This window comes from Amycolatopsis endophytica (genome assembly GCF_013410405.1).
Taxonomy (GTDB): Bacteria; Actinomycetota; Actinomycetes; order Mycobacteriales; family Pseudonocardiaceae; genus Amycolatopsis_E; species Amycolatopsis_E endophytica.
Genome location: NZ_JACCFK010000001.1, coordinates 4,103,266 through 4,125,206 on the forward strand (window position 1 = coordinate 4,103,266; position 21,941 = coordinate 4,125,206).

Annotated in this window: 21 protein-coding genes; 15 read left to right on the plus strand and 6 right to left on the minus strand. The window is 71.0% G+C overall.

Annotation, left to right across the window (positions count from 1 at the left end):
- Nucleotides 1-31 precede the first annotated feature (31 nt).
- From tkt to HNR02_RS20250, 4 genes are all read left to right on the plus strand, one after another.
- Complete coding sequence (gene tkt, locus HNR02_RS20235; protein WP_218903008.1) at nucleotides 32-2,149, plus strand: transketolase; 2,118 nt, start codon at nucleotides 32-34, stop codon at nucleotides 2,147-2,149.
- 264 nt (nucleotides 2,150-2,413) lie between these two features.
- On the plus strand, nucleotides 2,414-3,001 hold the full coding sequence (gene hxlB, locus HNR02_RS20240; RefSeq protein ID WP_179774703.1) for a 6-phospho-3-hexuloisomerase: 588 nt from the start codon (nucleotides 2,414-2,416) through the stop codon (nucleotides 2,999-3,001).
- A 71-nt stretch (nucleotides 3,002-3,072) separates the two neighbouring features.
- On the plus strand, nucleotides 3,073-4,053 hold the full coding sequence (locus HNR02_RS20245) for a fructose-bisphosphatase class II family protein (RefSeq protein WP_179774704.1): 981 nt from the start codon (nucleotides 3,073-3,075) through the stop codon (nucleotides 4,051-4,053).
- A gap of 54 nt (nucleotides 4,054-4,107) precedes the next feature.
- Complete coding sequence (locus tag HNR02_RS20250) at nucleotides 4,108-5,490, plus strand: ATP-dependent 6-phosphofructokinase (RefSeq protein WP_179774705.1); 1,383 nt, start codon at nucleotides 4,108-4,110, stop codon at nucleotides 5,488-5,490.
- A 60-nt stretch (nucleotides 5,491-5,550) separates the two neighbouring features.
- On the opposite strand, the gene HNR02_RS20255 is transcribed toward HNR02_RS20250, so the two are convergent.
- The 4 genes from HNR02_RS20255 to HNR02_RS35545 all read right to left on the minus strand — a co-directional run bounded on the left by HNR02_RS20255 (nucleotide 5,551) and on the right by HNR02_RS35545 (nucleotide 8,579).
- Nucleotides 5,551-6,054 carry an HD domain-containing protein gene (locus HNR02_RS20255; RefSeq protein WP_312861064.1) on the minus strand — a complete coding sequence of 168 codons (504 nt, stop codon included), beginning with the start codon at nucleotides 6,052-6,054 and terminating at the stop codon, nucleotides 5,551-5,553.
- Nucleotides 6,055-6,199: 145 nt separating this feature from the next.
- A complete protein-coding gene (locus HNR02_RS20260) occupies nucleotides 6,200-7,087 on the minus strand; it encodes a helix-turn-helix transcriptional regulator (RefSeq protein ID WP_179774706.1) in 888 nt (295 codons plus the stop codon).
- A 62-nt stretch (nucleotides 7,088-7,149) separates the two neighbouring features.
- Entirely contained in the window at nucleotides 7,150-7,953 is an 804-nt protein-coding gene (locus tag HNR02_RS20265; RefSeq protein ID WP_179774707.1) for an SDR family oxidoreductase, read from the minus strand.
- Nucleotides 7,954-8,087: 134 nt separating this feature from the next.
- Nucleotides 8,088-8,579 (minus strand): GNAT family N-acetyltransferase, encoded by a 492-nt coding sequence (locus HNR02_RS35545; protein ID WP_179774708.1) that lies wholly within the window; start codon nucleotides 8,577-8,579, stop codon nucleotides 8,088-8,090.
- A 171-nt stretch (nucleotides 8,580-8,750) separates the two neighbouring features.
- On the opposite strand from HNR02_RS35545, the gene HNR02_RS20275 reads away from it, so the two are divergent.
- Nucleotides 8,751-9,326 carry a GNAT family N-acetyltransferase gene (locus HNR02_RS20275; RefSeq protein WP_179774709.1) on the plus strand — a complete coding sequence of 192 codons (576 nt, stop codon included), beginning with the start codon at nucleotides 8,751-8,753 and terminating at the stop codon, nucleotides 9,324-9,326.
- A gap of 20 nt (nucleotides 9,327-9,346) precedes the next feature.
- Here HNR02_RS20275 and HNR02_RS20280 read toward each other — a convergent pair whose 3' ends face one another.
- A complete protein-coding gene (locus tag HNR02_RS20280; protein ID WP_312861065.1) occupies nucleotides 9,347-10,258 on the minus strand; it encodes an aldo/keto reductase in 912 nt (303 codons plus the stop codon).
- Between the two features lie 19 nt (nucleotides 10,259-10,277).
- Nucleotides 10,278-11,123 (minus strand): helix-turn-helix domain-containing protein, encoded by an 846-nt coding sequence (locus tag HNR02_RS20285; RefSeq protein ID WP_179774710.1) that lies wholly within the window; start codon nucleotides 11,121-11,123, stop codon nucleotides 10,278-10,280.
- 87 nt (nucleotides 11,124-11,210) lie between these two features.
- Here HNR02_RS20285 and HNR02_RS20290 point away from each other — a divergent pair, with 87 nt between their 5' ends.
- From HNR02_RS20290 to HNR02_RS20335, 10 genes are all read left to right on the plus strand, one after another.
- Entirely contained in the window at nucleotides 11,211-12,017 is an 807-nt protein-coding gene (locus tag HNR02_RS20290; protein ID WP_179774711.1) for an SDR family NAD(P)-dependent oxidoreductase, read from the plus strand.
- Nucleotides 12,018-12,064: 47 nt separating this feature from the next.
- Complete coding sequence (locus HNR02_RS20295; RefSeq protein ID WP_179774712.1) at nucleotides 12,065-13,084, plus strand: LacI family DNA-binding transcriptional regulator; 1,020 nt, start codon at nucleotides 12,065-12,067, stop codon at nucleotides 13,082-13,084.
- A 94-nt stretch (nucleotides 13,085-13,178) separates the two neighbouring features.
- The gene (locus HNR02_RS20300) at nucleotides 13,179-13,964 is read left to right on the plus strand and encodes a cyclase family protein (protein ID WP_179774713.1); all 786 of its coding nucleotides are present in this window, start codon (nucleotides 13,179-13,181) and stop codon (nucleotides 13,962-13,964) included.
- Nucleotides 13,964-14,770: an enoyl-CoA hydratase/isomerase family protein gene (locus HNR02_RS20305; protein ID WP_218903011.1), complete on the plus strand. Its 807-nt coding sequence runs from the start codon at nucleotides 13,964-13,966 to the stop codon at nucleotides 14,768-14,770. The genes HNR02_RS20300 and HNR02_RS20305 overlap by 1 nt, the downstream gene beginning before the upstream one ends.
- A gap of 33 nt (nucleotides 14,771-14,803) precedes the next feature.
- The gene (locus tag HNR02_RS20310) at nucleotides 14,804-17,131 is read left to right on the plus strand and encodes a xanthine dehydrogenase family protein molybdopterin-binding subunit (protein WP_179774714.1); all 2,328 of its coding nucleotides are present in this window, start codon (nucleotides 14,804-14,806) and stop codon (nucleotides 17,129-17,131) included.
- Nucleotides 17,128-17,955 (plus strand): FAD binding domain-containing protein, encoded by an 828-nt coding sequence (locus HNR02_RS20315; RefSeq protein WP_179774715.1) that lies wholly within the window; start codon nucleotides 17,128-17,130, stop codon nucleotides 17,953-17,955. The genes HNR02_RS20310 and HNR02_RS20315 overlap by 4 nt, the downstream gene beginning before the upstream one ends.
- Complete coding sequence (locus HNR02_RS20320; RefSeq protein WP_312861066.1) at nucleotides 17,952-18,428, plus strand: (2Fe-2S)-binding protein; 477 nt, start codon at nucleotides 17,952-17,954, stop codon at nucleotides 18,426-18,428. The genes HNR02_RS20315 and HNR02_RS20320 overlap by 4 nt, the downstream gene beginning before the upstream one ends.
- A gap of 68 nt (nucleotides 18,429-18,496) precedes the next feature.
- A complete protein-coding gene (locus tag HNR02_RS20325) occupies nucleotides 18,497-19,816 on the plus strand; it encodes an MFS transporter (protein ID WP_179774717.1) in 1,320 nt (439 codons plus the stop codon).
- A gap of 95 nt (nucleotides 19,817-19,911) precedes the next feature.
- Nucleotides 19,912-20,469, plus strand: a complete 558-nt coding sequence (locus tag HNR02_RS20330) for a hypothetical protein (protein ID WP_179774718.1) — start codon at nucleotides 19,912-19,914, stop codon at nucleotides 20,467-20,469.
- 1 nt (nucleotide 20,470) lies between these two features.
- Nucleotides 20,471-21,886 carry a dihydrolipoyl dehydrogenase family protein gene (locus HNR02_RS20335; RefSeq protein WP_179774719.1) on the plus strand — a complete coding sequence of 472 codons (1,416 nt, stop codon included), beginning with the start codon at nucleotides 20,471-20,473 and terminating at the stop codon, nucleotides 21,884-21,886.
- Nucleotides 21,887-21,941 lie beyond the last annotated feature (55 nt).

Sequence of the window (21,941 nt, forward strand, 5' to 3'; positions counted from 1 at the left end):
GAAGGACCGAAACCATCAGGAGTGCGCGTTCATGGCAGCAAAGGAATCGATTTCCGCATCAACTGACCAGGTTGTCCGCTTGACGACCGAGCGACTTCCCGCGGACTGGACCGAGCTGGACCGGCGCGCGGTGGACACCGCACGCGTGCTGGCCGCCGACGCGGTCGAGCACTGCGGGAGCGGGCATCCCGGCACGGCCATGAGTCTCGCGCCCGTCGCCTACGCGTTGTTCCAGCGCGTCATGCGGCACGACCCCGCCGATTCGCGGTGGATCGGGCGGGACCGGTTCGTCCTGTCCGCCGGGCACTCGAGCCTCACCCTCTACATCCAGCTGTTCCTCTCCGGCTACGGTCTGGAGGTCGAGGACCTGAGGTCCCTGCGCAAGTGGGGTTCGCTGACGCCGGGGCACCCGGAGTACGGGCACACCGAGGGCGTGGAGACGACCACCGGCCCGCTCGGCCAGGGCCTGGCGAACGCCGTCGGGATGGCGATGGCGGCCCGCCGCGAGCGTGGCCTGTTCGATCCGGACGCCGAACAGGGCAAGAGCGTGTTCGACCACCAGATCTACGTGATCGCCTCGGACGGCGACATCGAAGAGGGTGTCACGTCCGAGGCGTCGTCGCTGGCCGGAACCCAGCAGCTCGGCAACCTCACGGTGATCTACGACAGCAACGAGATCTCCATCGAGGACGACACCCGCATCGCGCTGACGGAGGACACCGCGAAGCGCTACGAATCCTACGGCTGGCACGTCCTCACGGTGCACGGCGGCGAGGACGTGGCCGGGTTCCTGGAGGCGGTCGAGCAGGCCAGGGCGGAGACCACGCGCCCGACCCTGATCGTGCTGCGCACCGTGATCGGTTACCCGGCACCGACCAAGATGAACTCCGGCAAGGTGCACGGCGCCGCGCTGGGTGCCGAGGAGCTCGCCGCGGTCAAGCGGGCCGTCGGGTTCGACCCGGAGCGGAGTTTCCAGGTCGACGACGAGGTCCTGCGCCACGCCCGCGAGGTGGCCGAACGCGGGCGGGCCGACCGGGAGAAGTGGCAGGTCGAGTTCGACGCGTGGGCACAGGCCAACCCGGAGCGCAAGGCGCTGCTGGACCGCCTGGCCGCCCGCGAGCTGCCCGCGGGCTGGGCCGATGACCTGCCGTCCTGGGAGACCGACGGCCAGGGTGTGGCCACCCGGAAGGCGTCCGCCGCCGTGCTGGCCAAGCTCGGCGAGGTGCTGCCCGAGCTCTGGGGCGGGTCGGCCGACCTGGCCGAGAGCAACAACACCACGATCAAGGGCGCCGACTCCTTCGGCCCCGCCGGGATCTCCACGAGCACCTGGACCGCCCAGCCCTACGGGCGCACCCTGCACTTCGGGATCCGCGAGCACGCGATGGGCTCGATCCTCAACGGTATCGCGTTGCACGGCGGGACCCGTCCCTACGGCGGCACGTTCCTCATCTTCAGCGACTACATGCGCCCGGCGGTGCGCCTGGCCGCGCTGATGCAGCTGCCGACCGTGTACGTGTGGACGCACGACTCGATCGGCCTCGGTGAGGACGGACCGACCCACCAGCCCGTCGAGCAGCTGGCCTCGCTGCGCGCCATCCCCGGCCTGTCCGTGGTGCGCCCGGCCGACGCGAACGAGACCGCGCACGCCTGGAAGGCGGTGCTGGAGGACACCAGCGGTCCGGCCGGGCTGGCGCTCACCCGGCAGAACGTGCCGACCCTGGAAGGCACTTCCGCCGAGGGAGTGGCCCGCGGTGGGTACGTGCTCGCCGAGGCGTCCTCGGGCAGTCCGCAGGTCGTGCTCGTCGGCACCGGTTCCGAGGTCCAGCTGGCGGTGGAGGCCAGGAAGGTTCTCGAAGCCGAAGGGGTGGCCACCCGGGTGGTGTCGATGCCGTGCGTGGAGTGGTTCGACCGGCAGGAGCAGTCCTACCGCGATCGCGTGCTGCCGCCGTCGGTGCGTGCCCGGGTGGTCGTCGAAGCGGGCACGGCGCAGCCGTGGCACCGGTTCGCCGGAGACGCCGGCGAAATCGTCTCGCTGGAGCACTTCGGTGCGTCGGCGGATTTCAAGACCCTGTTCACCCAGTTCGGCATCACCACCGAGGCCGTCGTCGACGCGGCCCGGCGGAGCGTGCGCTCCGTGCAGCAGGGTTGATGCCCGCCCGCGGACGGCAGCGCCGTCCGCACCCGGGCGGCCCCGGCGAACCGCCGGGGCCGCCCCCTGCGCAGTCTCGCCGACCCGCACCGGTCCCGATCAGCATTCGTTCTGGTGATTGCGGGATAGCGTTTCCCAATGTCTGAGTACCTTGCTGGTCACCGCGCGGGTGGGCAATCATTTTCTGAGCAGTTCGCCCGTGTCCGTTGCAGTGCGACCGGCCGGTGAAATGCCGTCCGCCCCCACGAGTGGAGGAAGATTTCGGTGACGAAGTCGATTTCGAAGAAACTTGATGCCAACCATTTCCTGGACGCGACGCGCGCTGTTGTCGAGGAGGTGGACAAGGTACGGGCCGGCGTGCATTCGCCCGCCTGGATGCGGGCGGGGGCGTTGCTGCTCGAGGCACCGACGGTGTTCACCATCGGCACCGGGCGCAGCGGGCTCGCCCTGCAGATGGCCGCGATGCGGTTCATGCACCTCGGACTCCGCACGCACGTCGTCGGTGAGGTGACCGCGCCGGCGATCGGTGCGCGTGACGTCCTGGTGGCGGCATCGGGCTCCGGGTCGACGGGCCGCGTGGTGCGTGCCGCGCAGACCGCTCGTGACCAGGGCGCGGACGTGATCGCGCTGACCACGGCAGCCGACTCGCCGCTGGCCAAGATCGCGACCGAGGTGCTGATCGTCCCGGCCGCGGACAAGCAGGACTTCGACGGCAACACCTCCATCCAGTACGCGGGCAGCCTGTTCGAACAGTCCGTCCTGCTGATCACCGACGCGCTGTTCCACGCGCTGTGGAAGTCCGGTGGGAGCCAGGCCCGCGAACTGTGGCGCCTGCACGCGAATCTCGAGTGACCGCCAGAGGCCAGACGAGTCCAGGCGCCGCAAGAGCGTCCTGATGCGACGGACAAGAACAGGAGCTCGAGATGCAGCGCCAGAACGAGACCGCCACGCGAACCGGCGGCGACATCCACACCCTGGAGGCGGTGGCGCTGGCCGCCACCCGCGCCGCGGCGGTGGCCAGCTACGCCTGGGTGGGCAGGCACGACCAGAAGGCCGCCGACGCGGCGGCCACCGCGGCCATGCGGGAGGCACTGGCCGGCGCGCCGGGGCGGGGAACGGTCGTCATCGGGGAGGGGGAGAAGGACGACGCCCCGATGCTGTTCAACGGTGAAGTCGTGGGCACCGGAAACGGGCCGGACTTCGACATCGCCGTCGATCCCCTCGAGGGAACCTCGTTCTGCGCCAGGGACCTGCCGGGGGCGCTGGCCACGATCGCGTTCGGCGCACCGGGATCCTTCTGGTCGCCGGGGCCCGGGTTCTACATGGACAAGATCGTGGTGCCCCCGCGCGCGAAGGACGTCATCGACCTCGACGACCCGCCCGAGCGCACCCTGGCCAAGGTCGCCCAGGCGCTCGGCAAGCAGGTCGGTGAACTCCGCGTCGTCATCATGGACAAGCCGCGGCACAAGGAGCTGATCGCACGGGTGGCGCGGGCGGGCGCGGCCGTGCAGACACCGGCGGGTGGCGATGTCGGGGGGAGCCTGGCGGTGCTCCTGCCGACACTCGACGTCGACCTGCTCATCGGGGTCGGCGGCACGCCGGAGGGAGTGATGACCGCCGCGGCTGTCCGCGCGCTGGGGGGTGGAATGCTGGGCCGCCTGGCGCCCCAGCGCCCGGAGGAGGCGGAGGCCATCCGCGCGGCCGGCATGTCCCTCGACCGCGTCTACGACTGTGACGAGCTCGTGGGCGGCGATGCCTTCTTCGTCGCCACCGGTGTCAGCGGAGGCCCGCTCGCCGGGCGGCCACGGGAATCCGATGGCACGACGATCGCCGAATCGCTCCTGATCTCCAGGGGGGAGATCCGCCACATCACGCACACCACCTTCGACAAGATTTCCGGATAGCGGCAGTCCCGCCCGAGCGGGAACCGCGCACACCACCACGACCAAGGAGATTCGGTGACGTTGCACCTGGACAGCCTCCGCGTTCGCCGGCTCGGCGAGTGCCGTTACGATTCGCCGTTCTCCGAGATGCTTTCCACGAAACAGACCTCTCCGCACTACGTCGCGGAAGGCGACCGGGTGCTGCTCGAGGACACCGTTTCGATGCTCGCCGAACACAGTCTCCCCTCGGTCCAGGCGCCGAGCTTCGAAGCCGCCGGACCGCGCCGCAAGATCTACTTCGACCCGGCGCGCGTCACCGCCGGTATCGTCACCTGCGGTGGGCTGTGTCCCGGTCTCAACAACGTCATCCGCGGTCTCGTCCAGGAGCTCGCCGTGCACTACCAGGTCAAGCGGATCCTGGGCTTTCGCAACGGTCTCCAGGGACTGACGGCCGAAAACCGCGACACCGCCGTCGAACTGACGCCCGAGCGTGTCCGCGAAATCCACAACGTCGGCGGCACGATCCTGGGCAGCTCACGCGGCGGACAGGATGCGGACGAAATGGTCGACACTCTCGTCATGCGCGGTATCGACATCATGTTCGTCATCGGTGGCGACGGGGGGATGCGCGCCGCGACGTTCCTCAGCGAGGCGATCCGGGCCCGTGGTCTGGACATCGCGGTCATCGGGGTGCCGAAGACGATCGACAACGATCTGCCCTTCACCGACCAGTCGTTCGGGTTCCAGAGCGCGTTCGCGCGGGCCACCGACTTCATTTCCGCGGTCGCCGTGGAAGCTTCCGCCAGCCCGAACGGCGTCGGGATCGTGAAGCTGATGGGACGGCACTCCGGGTTCATCGCCAGCTACGCGGCGTTGGCCGCCAACGCCGCCGACATCGTCCTGATCCCCGAGGTCCCGTTCGCGCTCGACGGGCCGGACGGACTGCTGGCCCACATCGAGAACCATGTGCGAGCCAAGGGCTTCGTGGTCATCGTGGTCGCCGAGGGGGCGGGGCAGGACCTCTTCGACCGGCACGGCCTGCCCCAGCTCAACGGGCGCGGCACCGACGCGTCGGGCAACCTCAAACTCGGCAACATCGGGGAGTTGCTCAAGGAGAGCATTTCGGCCCACCTGACCGCGGCCGGTCTTGCTCCCACGATGCGTTACATCGACCCGAGCTACGCGGTTCGCAGCGTCGCGGCCAACGCCTATGACAGTGTCTATTGCCTGCGGCTGGCCCACGCCGCGGTGCACGCCGCCATGGCCGGCCGTACCGAAGCCGCTGTCGCCCGCTGGCGGCGCCGGTTCGTGCACGTTCCGTTCTCACTGATGACGAGCCGGCGCAACCAGGTCGACCCCGACGGTGACCTGTGGATGTCGGTGCTCGAAACCACCTGCCAGCCTGCCGAGTTCGGCTGGGTGCCGGACCGGGAGCGGGTTCCCACCGGGTTCTGTTGACGCTTCGAGCCTGCCCCGCGTGGTCGCAGGTCCTCTCGTCGGGTTCTCGGTCGGCTCGCCCTACCGGTCTCGCCAGGCGAGGGGTGACAGGGCGACTGCTGCTTCGGCGACGCGTCGGGCGGTTTCGGTGGTGAGGCCCTTGAGCGCGCTGTCGATCCAGCCCTGGACGCGTTGGACGCCGATCTCGCGGTACTCGACCGCTTGGAGGAGCATCTCGAGCTTGTCGGCATCGCGGGCGCACCGGGCTTCAATGGTCGAGGCGGCTTCGTACTCGTCGACGGCGTTCCGGACGGAGGTGCGGGCGGCGTCGGGCCGCCCGGCGGTTTGGTCGGCGGTGATCTGGTTGGGGTCGGGTTTGGTGAGGTAGGGCTTGACGGTGTGGGGGAGGTCGCCGGTGCGGGTTTCCTGGGTGTCGTGCCAGAGCGCGAGGTAGGCGGCGCGAGCTGGATCGGCGCCTTCTTCGGCGGCCAGCAGTCCGGCGAGCTGGGCGACGCGCAGGGAGTGCTCGGGCAGGATTCCGGTGATCGGCCAGGTGATCAGGTTCGTCAGCGACCGGCGATGCACGTTGCCGGTCAGTCAGCGCACGCTCCAACCGCACGTCATGAGACACCTGATTCTCGCGAACGATGGAGGCACCGAGCTGTCGCCTCACGGCCGCTACCGTCGTGGCGGGGTGAAAAACCGGAGCTGCTCGTTCCGGCCGGGGGTATCAGCCGAGTGCTCGGCTCTCGGTCGCCAGGCTCTCCTGGTTGGCCGCCCACGACGCCAGCAGGGTCAGCCCGTCGGCGGTCGCCGTGTCGGCGGGTGCGGTGTAGACGTTCAGGATCAGGCCGGGGTCGGCGGGCAGATCCATCGACTCGACGTCCAGGTCGAGCCGGCCCACTACCGGATGGTGCACACGCTTGCGTCCGGACCGGTGAAGCCGGACATCCCGAGATGCCCACCGCTGCCGAAACAGTTCACTGCTCGTCGCCAGTTCACCGATCAGGGCGACCAGCTCCTCGTCGTGCGGATTGCGGCCGGCTTCCAGGCGCAGTTTCGCGGCCACGTCGCCGGCGATCCGGTCATAGTCGACGAAGAACGTTTCCGCCTCGGGATTCAGATACACGAACCGCGCGGTGTTGGCCGGCCGTCGCGGGTCGGCCAGCGCCGGTGAATACAGCGCGCGGGCGAGGTGATTCATGGCCAGCACGTCATAACGGCCGTTGCAGATCCACGCCGGCGCATCGGTGAGGGCGTCGAGCACCTGCCCCAGCGCCGGACGCACCGTCACGGCGGCCCGGCGGCGGCGTGCACCGCCGGGCGCCCTGGACTGCCGCGCCAGGTGGAACAGGTGATCGCGTTCGGCCTCGTCGAGGTGCAAGGCCGAGGCCACCGCGTCGAGCACCCCGTCGGAGGCGCCGGCGAGGCTGCCGCGCTCCATCCGCACGTAGTAGTCGACCGACACGCCTGCCAGCAGGGCCACCTCTTCGCGACGCAGACCTTTGACCCGGCGGTTGCCGCCGTAGGCGGGCAGTCCGGCCCGCTCGGGCGTGATCCGCGCGCGACGCGAGCTCAGGAACTCCTTGATCTCAGTGCGCAGATCGATCGTGGCCACCCCTTCACCGTAGGCCCCGCGCGCAGGCGGAGGGAGGTTCTACCGGTACCCCCACCAGATGCCTAGGTGCCTGATGCGGTCGTGGCGATGCCGCCGTCCACCGGAATGACGGTGCCCGTCAGGTATGAACCGGCGCGACCGGCGAGGAACACGGCGATCCCTGCCATGTCGTCGTCACGGCCGAGCCGGCGCAGAGGAGCCTTCGCCGCGATCGTGTCGCCGATGGCGTCGAGCGTGGACGCCATCATCTGCGACGGGAACGGTCCGGGGGCCACCGCGTTCACCGTGACATGCTGGGGGCCCAGTTCTCTGGCCAGCACCCGGGTGAGTTGGTGGAGTGCCGCTTTGCTGCCGGCGTAGGAGTAGTTGGGCGACCCGGCGACGTGGATCGCGGCGATACTGCCGATGTTGATGATCCGCGCGGGATCATCGGCGGTGCCGGCCCGGCGAAGCGCGGGGAGAAGCGCCTGCACCAGCCAGAACGGCGACTTGAGGTTGAGGTCGAGCACCGTGTCCCAGGCTTCGTCCGGGAACGTCTCCAGCGGCTCGCGCCACATCGCTCCCGCGTTGTTGACGAGAATGTCCAGGCGTTCCGAGTCGGCCTTGACGAGATCGGCGAGACGCTGACACTCGTCGTGCCTGGACAGGTCGGCGGGGATTGCTTGCACGTCGCCGAATTCCGACAGCAGACGTTGTGCCTCCGCGCACGTGTCCGCCTTGCGTGAGCTGACGATGACTCGGGCACCCGCCTGCAGAAGGCCACGCGCGATCATCATCCCGATGCCCCTGGTGCCGCCGGTGACGAGTGCGTACTTCCCACTCAGGTCGAAAAGGTCCGCGTGCGTGGTGAACTGGTTGCCCGCCATAGGTTTTCGTTCCTTCTGTCGTGGAAGCGTGTGCTGACCACGGTGGCAGGCGTCCCGGATCTCCGGGAGCTCCCGGTGATACGGGTACTGGGCGTGCCCCCTTGTCCGATGTGCTGAATCCGGCTGGCGCGGCCTCAGCCGAGGTCGTACTGGAACCAGTGCTCGTCCCGGAAGTCGCCCGGCGCGATCTGCAGTGCGGCGGGGAAGCGGCCGACCTCGGTCCAGCCCGCCCGCCGGTAGTACTCCGGCAGGTGGGTGCCGCCGCGGGTGGACAGCCGTAGCTGGCGCAGGCCGAGCGCTCGCGCCCGGCCGATCGCCCGGTCCAGGAGGCGCCTGCCCGTACCGGAGCGCTGGTGGCCCGGGTGGACCATCAGTTTGCTCAGTTCGGCGCGGTGTTCGAACACGGCGCCCGCACCTGGCCGCAGCACCACGATTCCCGTGAGGACACCGTCGGTGCGTTCGCCGAGCAGATGGGCGTGTCCGGCGCCCACGTCCGCGAGCAGCGCGTCGGCAGCGGCTGTGACGTGCTTCGACGGCGCGTCCGCCGGAAAGCCGGCAGCGCCGCCGGACCGTGTCACGGCCAGCCAGAGCCGCGCCACCTCGATGGCAGTCGCCGGGTGTTCCACGAGTGGGCCTCCTCTTGGTCCTTGACTGATCACTCTCCCCGATCCTGAGCACGTGCTGCCCGCCGAGTTGCGTGACGGCCCGGCCGACGTGCTCCGGCGAATCGGCGGTGTCCTCGTGCCACCGGGACACGTGCTGGGCTGAGCCAGGGGCGGCGGGATACGGTCGCGATCATGAGTACGGACGCGACCGGCAGCGGGACCGTTGAGCCGGTCATCCTGGACGCGATGGAGCTGACCTCCGATCCCGGCCTCCGCGAACGGTTCGCGGAGTCCGCGCACCAGATCCTGGCGGGCCTGGTGCGCGGAGGTGCCGCGCTCGGCTGGGTCGGGCCACCCCCGTTCGATGAGGTGGCGGAACTTCTCGGGCACGTGATCAGCGCGGTGCGGGCCGGGGATGGAGCCCTGCGTGCCGCCTACCTCGACCGTCGGCTGGTCGGGCTGGGCTACTGGCTGCGCTACTCCCGGCCGACCCACCGGCCACACGCCGATCTGGAAAAGATCGCGGTGAGCCCGGCTGCCCAGGGCCGTGGCGTCGGCCGGTCCCTGACCGCCGCGTTGATCGCGGACGCCCGCCGGGCCGGGATCGAGGTCCTCACTCTGGACGCTCGCGGCGACAACGGCAACGCCCTGCGCCTCTACCGGTCGCTGGGCTTCAGCGAGTACGGTCGGCTGCCCGGCTTCGTCGCTGTCGGCGAACGTCGCTACGACAAGGTCTTCTGCATGCTGGACCTTCGCCGGCAGGGCTGACTCCGCGCGCTCGCCCACACCTACCGCGCCGGTTCCGTCGAGATCGCGCCCGACAGGCGGGTGAGGTCGTGGCCGGACAGGCGGATGTCCGCGGCGCCGAGGTTCTCGTCGAGGTGAACCAGCTGCGACGTCCCGGGGATGGGCAGCATCACCGGGGAACTCGCCAGCAGCCAGGCGATCGCGATCTGCGCCACCGAGGCCCGGTGTTCCCGTGCCACGTCCGTGAGGACGGCGGCCGTCAGCCGGCCCTGCGCCACCGGGGCCCACGGGATGAACCCGATACTGTCCCGCTCGCAGATGGCCAGGACTTCCCCGGCCCCGCGCTCCAGCACGTTGTAGCGGTTCTGCACCGTGGCGATCTCGGTGATCGCGCGCGCCTCGGCCAGCTGGGCGGCGCTCACCTCCGACAGCCCGATCGCGACGACCTTGCCCTCTTCCCGCAGTTGCGCGAGTTCGCCCACCTGGTCGGCCAGCGGAACGCGAGGATCGACGCGGTGCAGCTGGAACAGGTCCAGCTGCTCCTGGCCCAGTCTGCGCAAGCTCATCAACGCCTGCTGGCGCAGGTACTCCGGCCGCCCGAGTGGCGGCCAGGCCGCGGAGCCGATCCGCTTCGGCCCCCGTGGGGTGTCGACCACGTCCGGGCCGTTGCGCGTCAAACCCGCCTTCGTCGCGATCACGACCTCGTCCGGGTAGGGGTGGATCGCCGCACGGATGATCTCCTCGGCCACGAACGGCCCGTAGGAGTCGGCGGTGTCGATGAACCGCACACCCCGTTCGACGGCCCGGCGCACGACCGCGACGCACTCGTCCCGGTCCGCCGGCTCGCCCCAGACGCCGCGGCCGGTCAGGCGCATCGAGCCGAATCCCAGCCGCGGCACCTTCTTGCCCGCGACCTCGAACACTCCGGCCCGGACGGCCAGTTCGTTCACCACGGTTCCTCCCTCTGCGGTTTCAGGATTCCCGCGCGTTGCTCGCCGTTTGCCGCGCGTCGGCGAGGCGGCGCAGGAGGACGAAAGCGTCCTGTGCGGAACTGCCCGGCTCGGCGGTGTAGACGGAGAGGTGCTGACCGGGTGAGCTCGTCACCGCCAGTGCCTCGTAGTGCACCCGCAGCTCGCCGATCCGCGGGTGCCGGAAGACCTTGTCCTCGTGCGTGCGCGGCCGCACCTCGTACCGCGCCCACAGGGACGCGAACACCGGGCTGCGGGCGCTGATCTCGCCCAGCACCGCTTCGATCCGCCGGTCGCCGGGGAACCGGGCGGACGAGGCACGCAGGTTGCCGACGGCGACCTCGGCGGCCTTGTCCCAGTCGCGGTAGAACTCCCGCGCGAAGGGGTCCAGGAAGATCATCCGCAGCAGGTTGTCGAACCGGGTGAAACCGGAGTAGAGCGCGTCGGCCATCCCGTTGGCGGCCAGCACATCCTGTGCGGACCCGACCACGAATGCCGGCACGTCCCGCATCCCGTCCATCAACGTCACCAGTTCCCGGCTCACCGTGGTGACCGGCTCGGCCGTCAGCGACGGCACCGGCATGCCGAGGCGGAACAGGTGGGTGGCGGCCGCGTCGTCCAGGCGCAGAGCCCGCGCGATCGCGGCCAGCACCTGTTCGGAGGGGTGCCGTTCGCGTCCCTGCTCCAGTCGCGTGTAGTAGTCCGTGCTCACGCCCGCCAGCAACGCGACCTCGTCGCGCCGCAACCCGGGGACCCGCCGCGCACCGTCGTCGGGTAACCCGGCCACCGCCGGCGGCACCGCGTCGCGGCGCGACTTCAGGTAGCGGCCGAATTCGTTCTCACCGTCCACGGGAACAACGCTAACCACGTTTCCCGGCGGCGGCGGGGGTGCGGTGCACCCTCCCGGGTCCCGCCGGCGGTTCCTAACGTCGGGGACATGAACCAACCACCTGTCGCGGTCGCCGCCACCGTCAGCGCCGAAGCATTCCGGCTCACCGGCACCGCGGCGCTGATCACCGGTGCGAGCAGCGGTATCGGCGCCGCCACGGCGCGACGGCTCGCGAGCCAGGGTGCGGCGGTCGCGCTGGTCGCCCGGCGCACCGGCCGCCTCGAAGCGCTGGCGGGCGACATCACCCGCCTGGGGGGCCATGCGCTGGTCGTCACCGCCGACGTCGCGGACGAGGACCAGGTCCGGAGGGCGGTCGAGCGGACCGTCGAGCGGTTCGGCAGGCTCGACATCGCCGTCGCCAACGCCGGCGTCATGCTGCTCGGCCCGCTCGACGGCGCCGACACCGCCGAGTGGCGGCGCATGATCGAGCTCAACACCCTCGGCACGATGTACACCGCCCGCGCGGCCGTTCCGCACCTCCGGGCCGCGGCGGGCACCGGCCCTCGGCACGTCGCCGATCTGGTGCTGATGAGCAGCACCGCGGGACGTCAGGTCCGCGAGACCAACGGCGTCTACAGCGCGGGCAAACACGCCGTCGGAGCCTTCGGCGAAGCGCTGCGCCGGGAGCTGACCGCGGAGCACATCCGGACCGCTCTCCTCGAGCCCGGCGCCGTCGACACCGAACTGCCGTGGCACAACCGGCCCGAGGTCCAGGAGGCGATGCGCGAGCGCTTCGCCCGCATGCGGCGGCTGCACGCCGACGACGTGGCGCGCACCGTCGAATACATCGTCACCCGCCCTCGTCACGTCGCGGTCAACGAACTGCTGGTGCGCCCCACCGAACAGCAGATCTGAACCCGCGCTGGCCAGGCTGGTGATCCGGGCGAGTTACGGAGCGAGCAGTGGGCGGAGCAGGTCCGCGGCGGCGGGCCACCCTGGCCGATGTGGCGGCACGGGCCGGTGTGCACCCGAGCCTGGTGTCGCGGGTGCTGCGCAACGACCCGAGCGGGTACGCCTCGTCCGACACGCGCGAGCGGATCCGCCGCGCCGCGCTCGAACTCGGCTACCGGGCCAACGACGCGGCCCGCGGCCTGCGCAGTTCGCGGATGATGGCGCTCGGGCTGCTGCTGCCCGGATTCTCCAGCCCCGTGTACTCCGCGATCGCGCACGGCGTGGAGGAACGCGCCGACGAGCGCGGCTACGGGCTGGTGATCGGCACGCACGCCGCCGGTGATCCGCACGAGGCGATCACCGACATGGTCATGCGCGGCCGGGTCGACGCCCTGCTCGTCGCGTCCGGGCGGATCGAGGACCAGGCCCTCCGCAGGCTGGTCCGCCGGCTGCCCGAGTCGCTGGTACTGGTGAACCGGCAGGTCAAGGGCGTGGCGGCGAGCGTGGTCCTGCGCGACTCCGACGCCGCCGCGCTCGCGGTGCGGCACCTCGCCGAGCTGGGGCACCGCCGGATCGGCGCGGTGTTCGGTCCCCGCACGCTCGACACGATGGTGCGCAGGCGCCGTGGCTTCGTCCATGAGTGCACCCGGCTCGGGCTCGAACCCGTGGTGACCGAGATGGACGGCCGCGACCACGGTGCCGGGTTCCGCGGTGCGCTGCGGCTGCTCGACGCGGCCGGGCCACCCACGGCGGTGGTGGCGGCGACCTTCCCGGTGGCCGTCGGCATGCTCTCGGCCTTCCACGAGCGCGGGGTCGCGGTTCCCGCCGGGATGTCGGTGGTGTCGCTCCACGACGACGCTGTCGCGGACTACCTGGTTCCCCGGCTCACCACCGTGATGCTCCCGGCGGCCAGGCTCGGCGCGGAGGCCGTGGATCTGGCCCTGTCGCTGATCGACGGCGCCGCGCCGCGCCGCGTCGTCGTCCCGGACCCGCCCCGCCTGATCTCCCGGAACTCGACCACCGCGCTTTGATATCAAACGTTTGACCCTCGACGCCCGCACTCGTAGCTTGGCGAGCAGTTCACCGCCTCCGGGCCGTTCAGTTTCGTTGTGGAGATCAGCACCGATGACACGATTCGTCGACATTTCGATGTCGCTGGAAAACGGCGTACCGTCCGATCCTCCGGGATACGAATTCCGGATCGACTACACCTCGCACCAGGAAACCCTTGCCGTGCTGCAGAAGCGCTACGCGGGGCTGCAGCCGGAGGAGCTGCCGAATTCGGAGGCGTTCGCGCTCGAAACGGTTCGGTTGTCCACGCACAACGGAACGCATGTGGACGCGCCGTGGCACTATTCCTCGCTGATGGAGGACGGCAGCAAGCCGCTCACCATCGACGAAATGCCCCTCGACTGGTTCATGCGCCCCGGCGTCAAACTCGATTTCCGCCACTTCGACGACGGCTACGTCGCCACCGCCGCGGATGTGGAAGCCGAGCTGGACCGGATCGGGCACGACCTGCGGCCGCTCGACATCGTCGTGGTCAACACCTCCGCCGCCGCGCGCTTCGGCACGCCGGAGTACGCCTCCAGCGGATGCGGCATCGGCCGCGAGGCCACGCTGTGGCTGTGTGATCGCGGCGTGCGGGTGGTCGGCACGGACGCCTGGAGCTGGGACGCCCCCTTCGCCTACGTCGCCGAGCGTTATGCCAGGGACAAGGACGCCTCGATCATCTGGGAAGGGCACAAAGCGGGCCGCCGCACCGGGTACTGCCAGATCGAAAAACTGCGGCACCTGGACCAGCTGCCCGCACACGGGTTCACCGTCGTCTGCTTCCCCTTCAAGATCCACGCCGCTTCGGCGGGGTGGACCCGCGCCGTCGCGATCCTCGACGAGAACGGAGCCGCCTGATGGCATCCGCCGACCACGCTGCCGCCATGTCGCGAGTGGACCGCGGCCCGTCGAACTTCCCGGCGTACCGGGACCGGTACCGGACCATCCGGATGGACCGGACCGACGGGATCCTCGAAGTGCACTTCCACACCGACGGCGGCCCGTTGCAGTGGAGCCTGCTGGCCCACCACGAGTTCGAGGACGCGTTCCTGGAGATCGGTCGCGACCGGGACAACGATGTCGTCATCCTCACCGGCACCGGGGAGGCGTTCAGCGGCCCGGCGATCGAACCGGGCAAGCACCCGAACCGCCGGACGATGACGCCGGAGAGCTACGACCCGATCCAGTGGGAGGGCAGGCAGCTGCTGCCGAACCTGCTGGCGATCGAGGCTCCGGTGATCGCGGCGATCAACGGCCCGGCGGTGCGCCACGCGGAGATCCCCCTGGTGTCCGACATCGTCCTCGCCTCGGCGGACACCTATTTCCAGGACACCGCGCACTTCCCGGGCGGCATGGTGCCGGGGGACGGGATGCACGTCGTGATGCCGCTGCTGATGGGGCCGACCCGCGGCCGCTACTTCCTCTTCACCGGGCAGAAGCTCGCCGCCGCCGAAGCGCGGGACATCGGGCTGGTGAACGAGGTACTGCCCCGCGAGGAGCTGCTGCCCCGCGCCCGCGAGCTCGCGGAACTGCTGTTGCGGCAGCCGCGTCTGGTGCGCCGCTACAGCCGCACCGTGCTGACCGAAGAGCTGCGGCAGCGGTTGCACGGGCTGCTCGGCTACGGGCTCGCCCTGGAGGGCCTCGCCCGGATGAAGACCACCTGAATCCTGTTCCTGTCGAACTCGATGAGGAGTGCGATGACGGCGCCCGCACAGTGGCCGCGGACGGATGCGTTCGCGTTCGCCGGTGGCACGGCCACCTACGTCGACGACCTCCGTCCACCCGGATTGCTGCACATGGCGGTCGTGCGCGGCACTCGTGCGCATGCCAGGATCCTCGGCGTCGACACGCGTGCCGCCGAATCGGTGCCCGGTGTCGCGCGGGTGCTGACGGGGCAGGAGGCCGCCCGGCACCTGCGCGCACTGCCGTACCAGTTCGGTGAGCCGGAGCTGATCGGTGGCCGCCGGAGCACCCTGCCCGCGCTCCCGGTCGACGAGGTCCGCTACGCCGGTGAGCCGATCGCGGTGGTGGCGGGGGAGAACCCGCGCGCGGCCCAGGCCGGGGCAGCCGCGGTCCGGGTGTCCTATCAGGACCTTCCGGCGCTGCTGGACGCGCGGCCGTTCCTCACTCCCGAGGTGCTCGGCGCCGGGGACCGGTCCCGCCTCGTCGCCGAGCACCGGATCGACCGTGGCGACGCGCAAGCCGTTCTCGACGGCGCGCCGTACACGCTGGAGCAGGAGTTCTCGCTCGGCCGCAGCACCACCGCCCCGCTGGAACCACGTGGTTACGTCGCGGCGTGGGACCGGGCCACCGGCTCGCTGACCGTGCACGCCTCGCACCAGCAGCCGTTCCAGCTTCGGGACATGCTGGCCGAGGTGCTGAACCTGCCCGCGGACCGGGTCCGGGTGGTGGTGCCCCACATCGGCGGATCGTTCGGCCTCAAGATGAGCGGGCAGGCCGAAGAACCGTTGGTGGCCCTGCTGAGCATGCTGTGCGAGCGTCCGGTGAAGTGGATCGAGAGCCGGGCCGAATGCTTCCTGGGCGGCGGCCGGGAGCAGGTGCACCGGGTGCGGGTCGCGTTCGACCGGAGTGGCCGCATCCACGCGCTGCGGGACCACGCGGTGCTGCCGGTGGGTGCCGAATCGGTGTCCCCGGGGTGGCGGCAGTCCTATGTCAGTGCCGCGGTGTTCCCGACCGCGTACGCCATCGACAACGTCTCGATCTGCTCCCGGGTGGTGGCCACGAACCTGCCGCCGTGGCACTCCTGCCGCGGGTTCGGCAAGGAAGCCCCGGTGTTCGTGATGGAGCGGATCATGGATCTCGTCGCCCGCCGCGTGGGCCTCGAACCGGCCGAGGTGCGGCGGCGCAACCTCCTGACCCCGGACGCGCTGCCCCATCGCATGCCCTCCGGTTACCGCATCGACAGCGGTGATTTCCCGGCCCTGCTGGAGAAGGTGCTCGACCTGGCGGGCCCGGGCGGTCCGGAACCCGGCGAGGAGCCCGGCGGAACGGGAATCGCCCTCGAAGTGACCCCGGAGGGCGGCGGGCACGCCTCCGGCCGGGTCGTCCCCGGCGAACCGGAGATCACCGCGGCGCCGGAGAGCGCGACGGTGTCACTGGACGACCACGGCACGGTCACCGTCCTCAGTGGCGTGACCGATCCCGGCGGCGGGAACACCACGGCGCTGGCCGGCCTCGCGGCCGGGGAACTCGGCGTCGGCCGCGACCAGGTCACCGTCGTGCAGGGCGACACCGCACTGTGCCCTCCCGGAACGGGAAGCGCGAGCAGCCGTGGCGCCGCGGTGGGCGGAGCCGCCGTCGTCCTCGCCGCTCGCGATCTCGCCCGGCGGTTGCGGCGGGCCGCCGCCGTGCTCACCGCGACGCCCGAGGAACACATCGTGCTCTCCGGCGGCGCGGCACACGCCGGGCGGGCCGGCGCGATCGCGTTCGACGTGCTGGCCCGCGAGATCCGGCGAGGGGCTGGACCGGACGGCACGGTGGCGCGCACCCGCGGCTACCGGCCGGAACCGCCGCACGATCCGGCCTTCCGGTACAGCTATCCGTACTTCTCCAGCGGCGCCTACGTCGCACGCGTTGCGCTCGACCCGCTCACCGGCGTGGTCAGGCTGCGCAGCCTGGTCGCCGTGCACGACTGCGGACGCGTGATCGAACCCGTGCTGGTCGAGGGCCAGTTGCAGGGTGCACTCGCCATGGGAGCGGGCCTGGCCCTCACCGAGGAGAGCCGCTTCGACCCGCGGGGCGCGCCCACCACCCGGTCCTTCAAGGAGTACCTGGCGCCACGCGCGAACGATCTGCCCGATTTCGTGATCGGCCACCACGAAACCCGGGCACCCGGAACCCTCCTCGGCGCCAAGGGCGCGGGCGAGGCCGGGGTGGGTGGCGCGCTGGCCGCCATCGCCAACGCGGTCGACGACGCGCTGCACCGCCTCGGGGCCGCTCCGGTGACCGCGGTGCCCCTCACCGCGCCGGTGGTCACCGGCCTGCTCGATGCCGGTGCGCGATGAGCACGTTCCGCACGAGCTTTCCGCGCAGCGCCGACGAAGCCGCCGACGCGCTGCGCCGCGTCCTGGCGGCGAACGGAACCCCGTTGGTGGTCGGCGGTGGCACGCTGGCGGTGCCGTCGCTCTCCCGTGGCGAGCTGACGCCCACCGATGTCGTCGACCTCGGCCGCACCGGGCTGGACCGGATCGAACTGACCACGCATGCGGTCGAAATCGGCGCGCAGGTGAACTACCAGCAGCTGCTGGATTCACCGGTGGTCACCGCCCGCCTCCCGCTGCTGCACCAGTTGTGCGCCGGGATCACCGGCGGCATCCAGATCCGGCACCAGGGCACGGTCGCCGGCGCACTCTGCGCGGCCCGGCCCTTCTCGGACGCACCCGCCGCACTCGTCGCGCTCGACGCGCAGGTGTTCGTCCGGTCCGCGGACGCGTCCCGGATCGTGCCGGCCGAGAAGTTCCTGCGCGGGGCGGAAGAGAACGATCTCGGGCCGGGCGAATTCGTCGCGGGGATCCGGCTGCCGCTGGGGGAGCGCCGGGCCGGGTACGTGAAGCTCAAGTTCGCGGAGTCGTCGTGGCCCATCATGACCGCCGCCGCGATGCTGCCCGGGCTGGTCGTACTCGGCGGGGTCGCCCGGGTGCCGGTCCGGGTGGTCCTGCCGCCACGGGCCACCGCCGCGGACGTGCGCGCCGCGGTCGCCGCCTCGCTCGAGTCGGTGCCGTCCGGGCACCGCTGGTCCGATCTGCGGGCGGGATGGGACTACCGCAGACGGGTCGCGCCGGAGATCGCGGTCCGCGCGTTCATCAGAGCGGAAGGAACACCGGCGTGAACGACGAAACCCTCAGCGTCGAACTCGAGGTCGACGGCCGCACCGGCGTGGTCACCGTCGAGCAGGACACCACTCTCGTCGACGTCCTGCGTGAGGAGTTCGGCAGCACCGCCGTGCGGGCGGGCTGCCGCAATGGCGACTGCGGGACCTGCACGGCGCTCGTCGACGGCCGGTGCGTGAAGACCTGCCTCGTGCTCGCCGGACGCGCCGACGGCGCGTCGGTCACCACGATCGCGAGCCTCGGCACCGCGGAACACCCGAGCCGGGTCCAGCGCGCGTTCATGGAGGAGTACGCCTTCCAGTGCGGGTTCTGCCTGCCGGGCATGCTGCTGGCCGCCGAGGTCCTGCTGGCGCGCGAAGACGACCCGTCCGACGCGCAGATCCGCGATGCGCTCAGCGGCAACCTCTGCCGTTGCACCGGCTACGTGAACGCGGTGCGCGCCGTCCGCCGCGCGGCGGAACTCCGCGACTGACCGGCACCCCACCACTCCGCCACGGCGACTCCGCCCGGCGGCGATCACACCTGCCCGAAGGAGGGCCCGTGTCCGTTCCCAGCCACACCCCGGCCAATGCCACCGGTCGCGCGGTATCCGGGCCGCCGGTGCTGCGGACGTTGTTCGGAGCCGGTATCGGCAACGCGCTCGAATGGTACGACTGGAGCGTCTACGCCATCTTCGCGCCGTTCTTCGCCGCGCAGTTCTTCGTCCAGGACGGGGCCACCGCGGCGCTGCTGTCGGCGCTCGCGGTCTTCGCCGTCGGCTTCGTGATGCGCCCGATCGGCGGGTTCCTGTTCGGGTGGCTCGCGGACCGGCGGGGCCGCCGGTTCTCGATGACCACCTCGATGATCCTCATGGCCGCGGGCAGCCTCCTCATCGGGCTGGCACCCACCCACGCCGCCATCGGCCTGTGGGCGGCGGTCATCCTGGTGTTCGCGCGGCTGGCGCAGGGCCTCGCGCACGGCGGCGAAATCGCCGCGTCCTACACCTACATCGCCGAGATCGCCCCGCGCGCACGCCGCGGACTGTGGTCGACCAGCCTCTACGTGTCGGTCACGGCGGGAATCGTGCTGGCGTCGGTGATCGGCGCCGCGGCGAGCAGCGCGCTCGGCGAGGAGGCCCTGCGCGCGTGGGCCTGGCGCATCCCCTTCCTGATCGGCGGCCTGCTCGGGTTCGCGGGTCTGTACCTGCGCCGCACGCTGCCCGAGACCGAGGCGTTCGAGCGCCACGACGAGGATGCCGGTACCGCCCGGCGGGCCGGGATCCGTGACCTGGTGCGCGGTCTCGCCGCGAACAAGCGCAGCCTGGCCCGGATGCTCGGGTTCAGCCTCGCCAGCACCGTCGTCTACTACACCTGGGCGATCGGGGCGTCCGGGTTCGCGATCACCACGCGCGGAGTGCCGACGGCCGCCGGACTGTGGACGAGCGTGGCGGCCAACGTCGTGTTCATGGTGACCCTCCCGCTGTGGGGGAAGCTGTCCGACCGCTTCGGCCGGAAGCCGGTGTTCACCACCTACTCCGTCGCCTTCGCCGTGCTGTCGTTCCCGCTCCTGCTGCTCATCGACGACTCCGCGGTCCGGCTCTTCGTGATCATGGTCGTCGCGCTGTTCTTCCTGGGTGCCTTCGTCGGGATCATGCCCGCCTACTTCGCCGAACTCTTCCCGACCGCCGTCCGCGCTTCCGGGATCGGCGTGCCCTACTCCTTCGTCGTCGCGGTCTTCGGCGGCACGGCGCCCTACCTGCTCACCTGGTTGTCGGAGCACGGCCTGGAATGGGTGTTCGCGCTGTACATGGTGGTGCTGGTGCTGATCGGACTGCTCACGACCGTGCTCAGCCCGGAGACCCGGGGACGTGATCTCAGCTAGAACGTTCTGTCTTGACAAGGCGCGGCGGAGTGGCCATGCTGATGGAGATAGAACGTTCGGTCTTCCGAGGGCTGGGCTCTCGTGCTGAAGGGATCATGGTGACTACTGTCGACTCGCCCGCCGTAGCCGGGTTCGCACCGGCTCTTCGCCGGCTGTATTTCGTGCGCTTCGCCTTCGCCATCGTGTGGGCGGTGCTGGTGTTCCTGACGACCAAGTCGGGCCTGGGGGCGGCCGGTGTCGTCCTGGTCGTCATCTACCCGCTGTTCGACGTCGGCGCGGCCATGGTGGACGCCCGGTCGGCGAAGGGCTCCGGGTCGGTTCGCGGGCTGTATGTGAACATGGCGATCAGTGTGCTTGCCACCATCGGCGTGGGTGTGGCGGCGGCGTCGGGTGTTCCGGCGGTGCTGCGGGTGTGGGGTGCCTGGGCGATCGTGGCCGGGCTGGTCCAGCTGATCGTGGCGGTCGTGCGCCGGAGGATGGGTGGCCAGTGGCCGATGATCCTCAGTGGCGGCATCTCGGTGCTGGCCGGCGGCAACTTCGTCATCAGCGCCTCCGGTGCGGATCCGTCGCTGTCCGCGGTGGCCGGTTACGCCGTGCTGGGCGGCATCTTCTTCCTGGTGTCGGCGATCCGCCTCGGTGTGAAGGCGAACTGACGTGACCACCTACGACGTCATCGTCATCGGGGCGGGACCGGTCGGGGAGAACGTGGCCGACCGGGTCGTCCAGGGCGGGCTGACCGCCGCGATCGTGGAGCGGGAACTGGTCGGGGGCGAGTGCTCCTACTGGGCCTGCATGCCGACCAAGGCGCTGCTGCGCGGTGGCGCGGCGCTGCGGGCCGCCCGGCGGGTGCCGGGAGCGCGGGAGGCGGTGACCGGCGAACTCGACGTGGCCGCCGTGCTCCGCCGCCGTGACTCCTTCGCGTCGAACTGGCGGGACGAGGGCCAGGTGTCCTGGCTCGAGTCGGCGGGCATCACGCTGTATCGGGGGCACGGCCGGATCACCGCCGAGCGGGTCGTGGAGGTGAGCGGTGCCGACGGCGCCGCGACGACGCTGACCGCACGGCACGCGGTCGTCGTCGCCACCGGGAGCGGCGCGCTGATCCCGGATGTCGAAGGTCTGCGCGCCGCGTCCCCGTGGACCAGCCGGGAGGCGGTCGCGGCGAAGGAGGTACCGGGCAGGCTGGCCGTGATCGGCGGCGGGGTGGTGGCCTCGGAGATGGCGACCGCGTTCAGCGAGCTGGGGTCGTCGGTGACGGTGCTGGCCCGCGATGGTGTCTTGCACCTCAACGAGCCGTTCGCCGGTGAGCTCGTCACGGAGTCGTTGCGGGACAAGGGTGTCGCGGTGCGTATCGGTGCCGAGGCGGGATCGGTCAAACGCAACGCCGACGGCACGGTGTCGATCACGCTCACCGACGGCGAGCAGATCCACGCCGACGAACTCCTCGTCGCGACCGGCCGTACGCCGAACACCGGTGACCTCGGCCTGGAGTCGGTCGGCCTCACACCGGGCGCCTGGCTCACCGTGGACGCCACGATGCGGGTCGCCGGGGCGGAGGGCTGGCTCTACGCCGTCGGCGATGTGAACCGGCGGGTCCTGCTCACGCACCAGGGCAAGTACCAGGCGCGGGCGGCAGGTGAGGTCATCGTGGCCCGCGCGAAGGGCGAGCCGGTCGACGATGGCGAGTGGGGCCGGCACGCGGCCACCGCCGACGAGCGCGCGGTCCCGCAGGTGGTCTTCACCGACCCGGAGATCGCGTCGGTGGGCATGACCGCGGCCGGGGCCGAGGCCGCCGGGACGCGGATCCGGGTCGTCGACCACGATCTGGGCGCCGTGGCCGGGGCTGCCCTGCACGCCGAGGGGTACCGGGGGCGCGCCCGGATGGTCGTCGACGAGGACCGCGGGGTGATCGTCGGGTTCACCGCGGTCGGCCCGGATGTCGCGGAACTGCTGCACGCCGCCACGATCGCCGTGGCGGGCGAGGTGCCGCTGGACCGGCTCTGGCATGCGGTCCCGGCGTTCCCCACCGTCAGCGAGGTGTGGTTGCGGCTGCTCGAATCCCACGGCCGATGATCCCCCGCACGGGAGCGGGAAAGCTCCGGGTGGGCGGGCCGGTTTCGGCCCACCC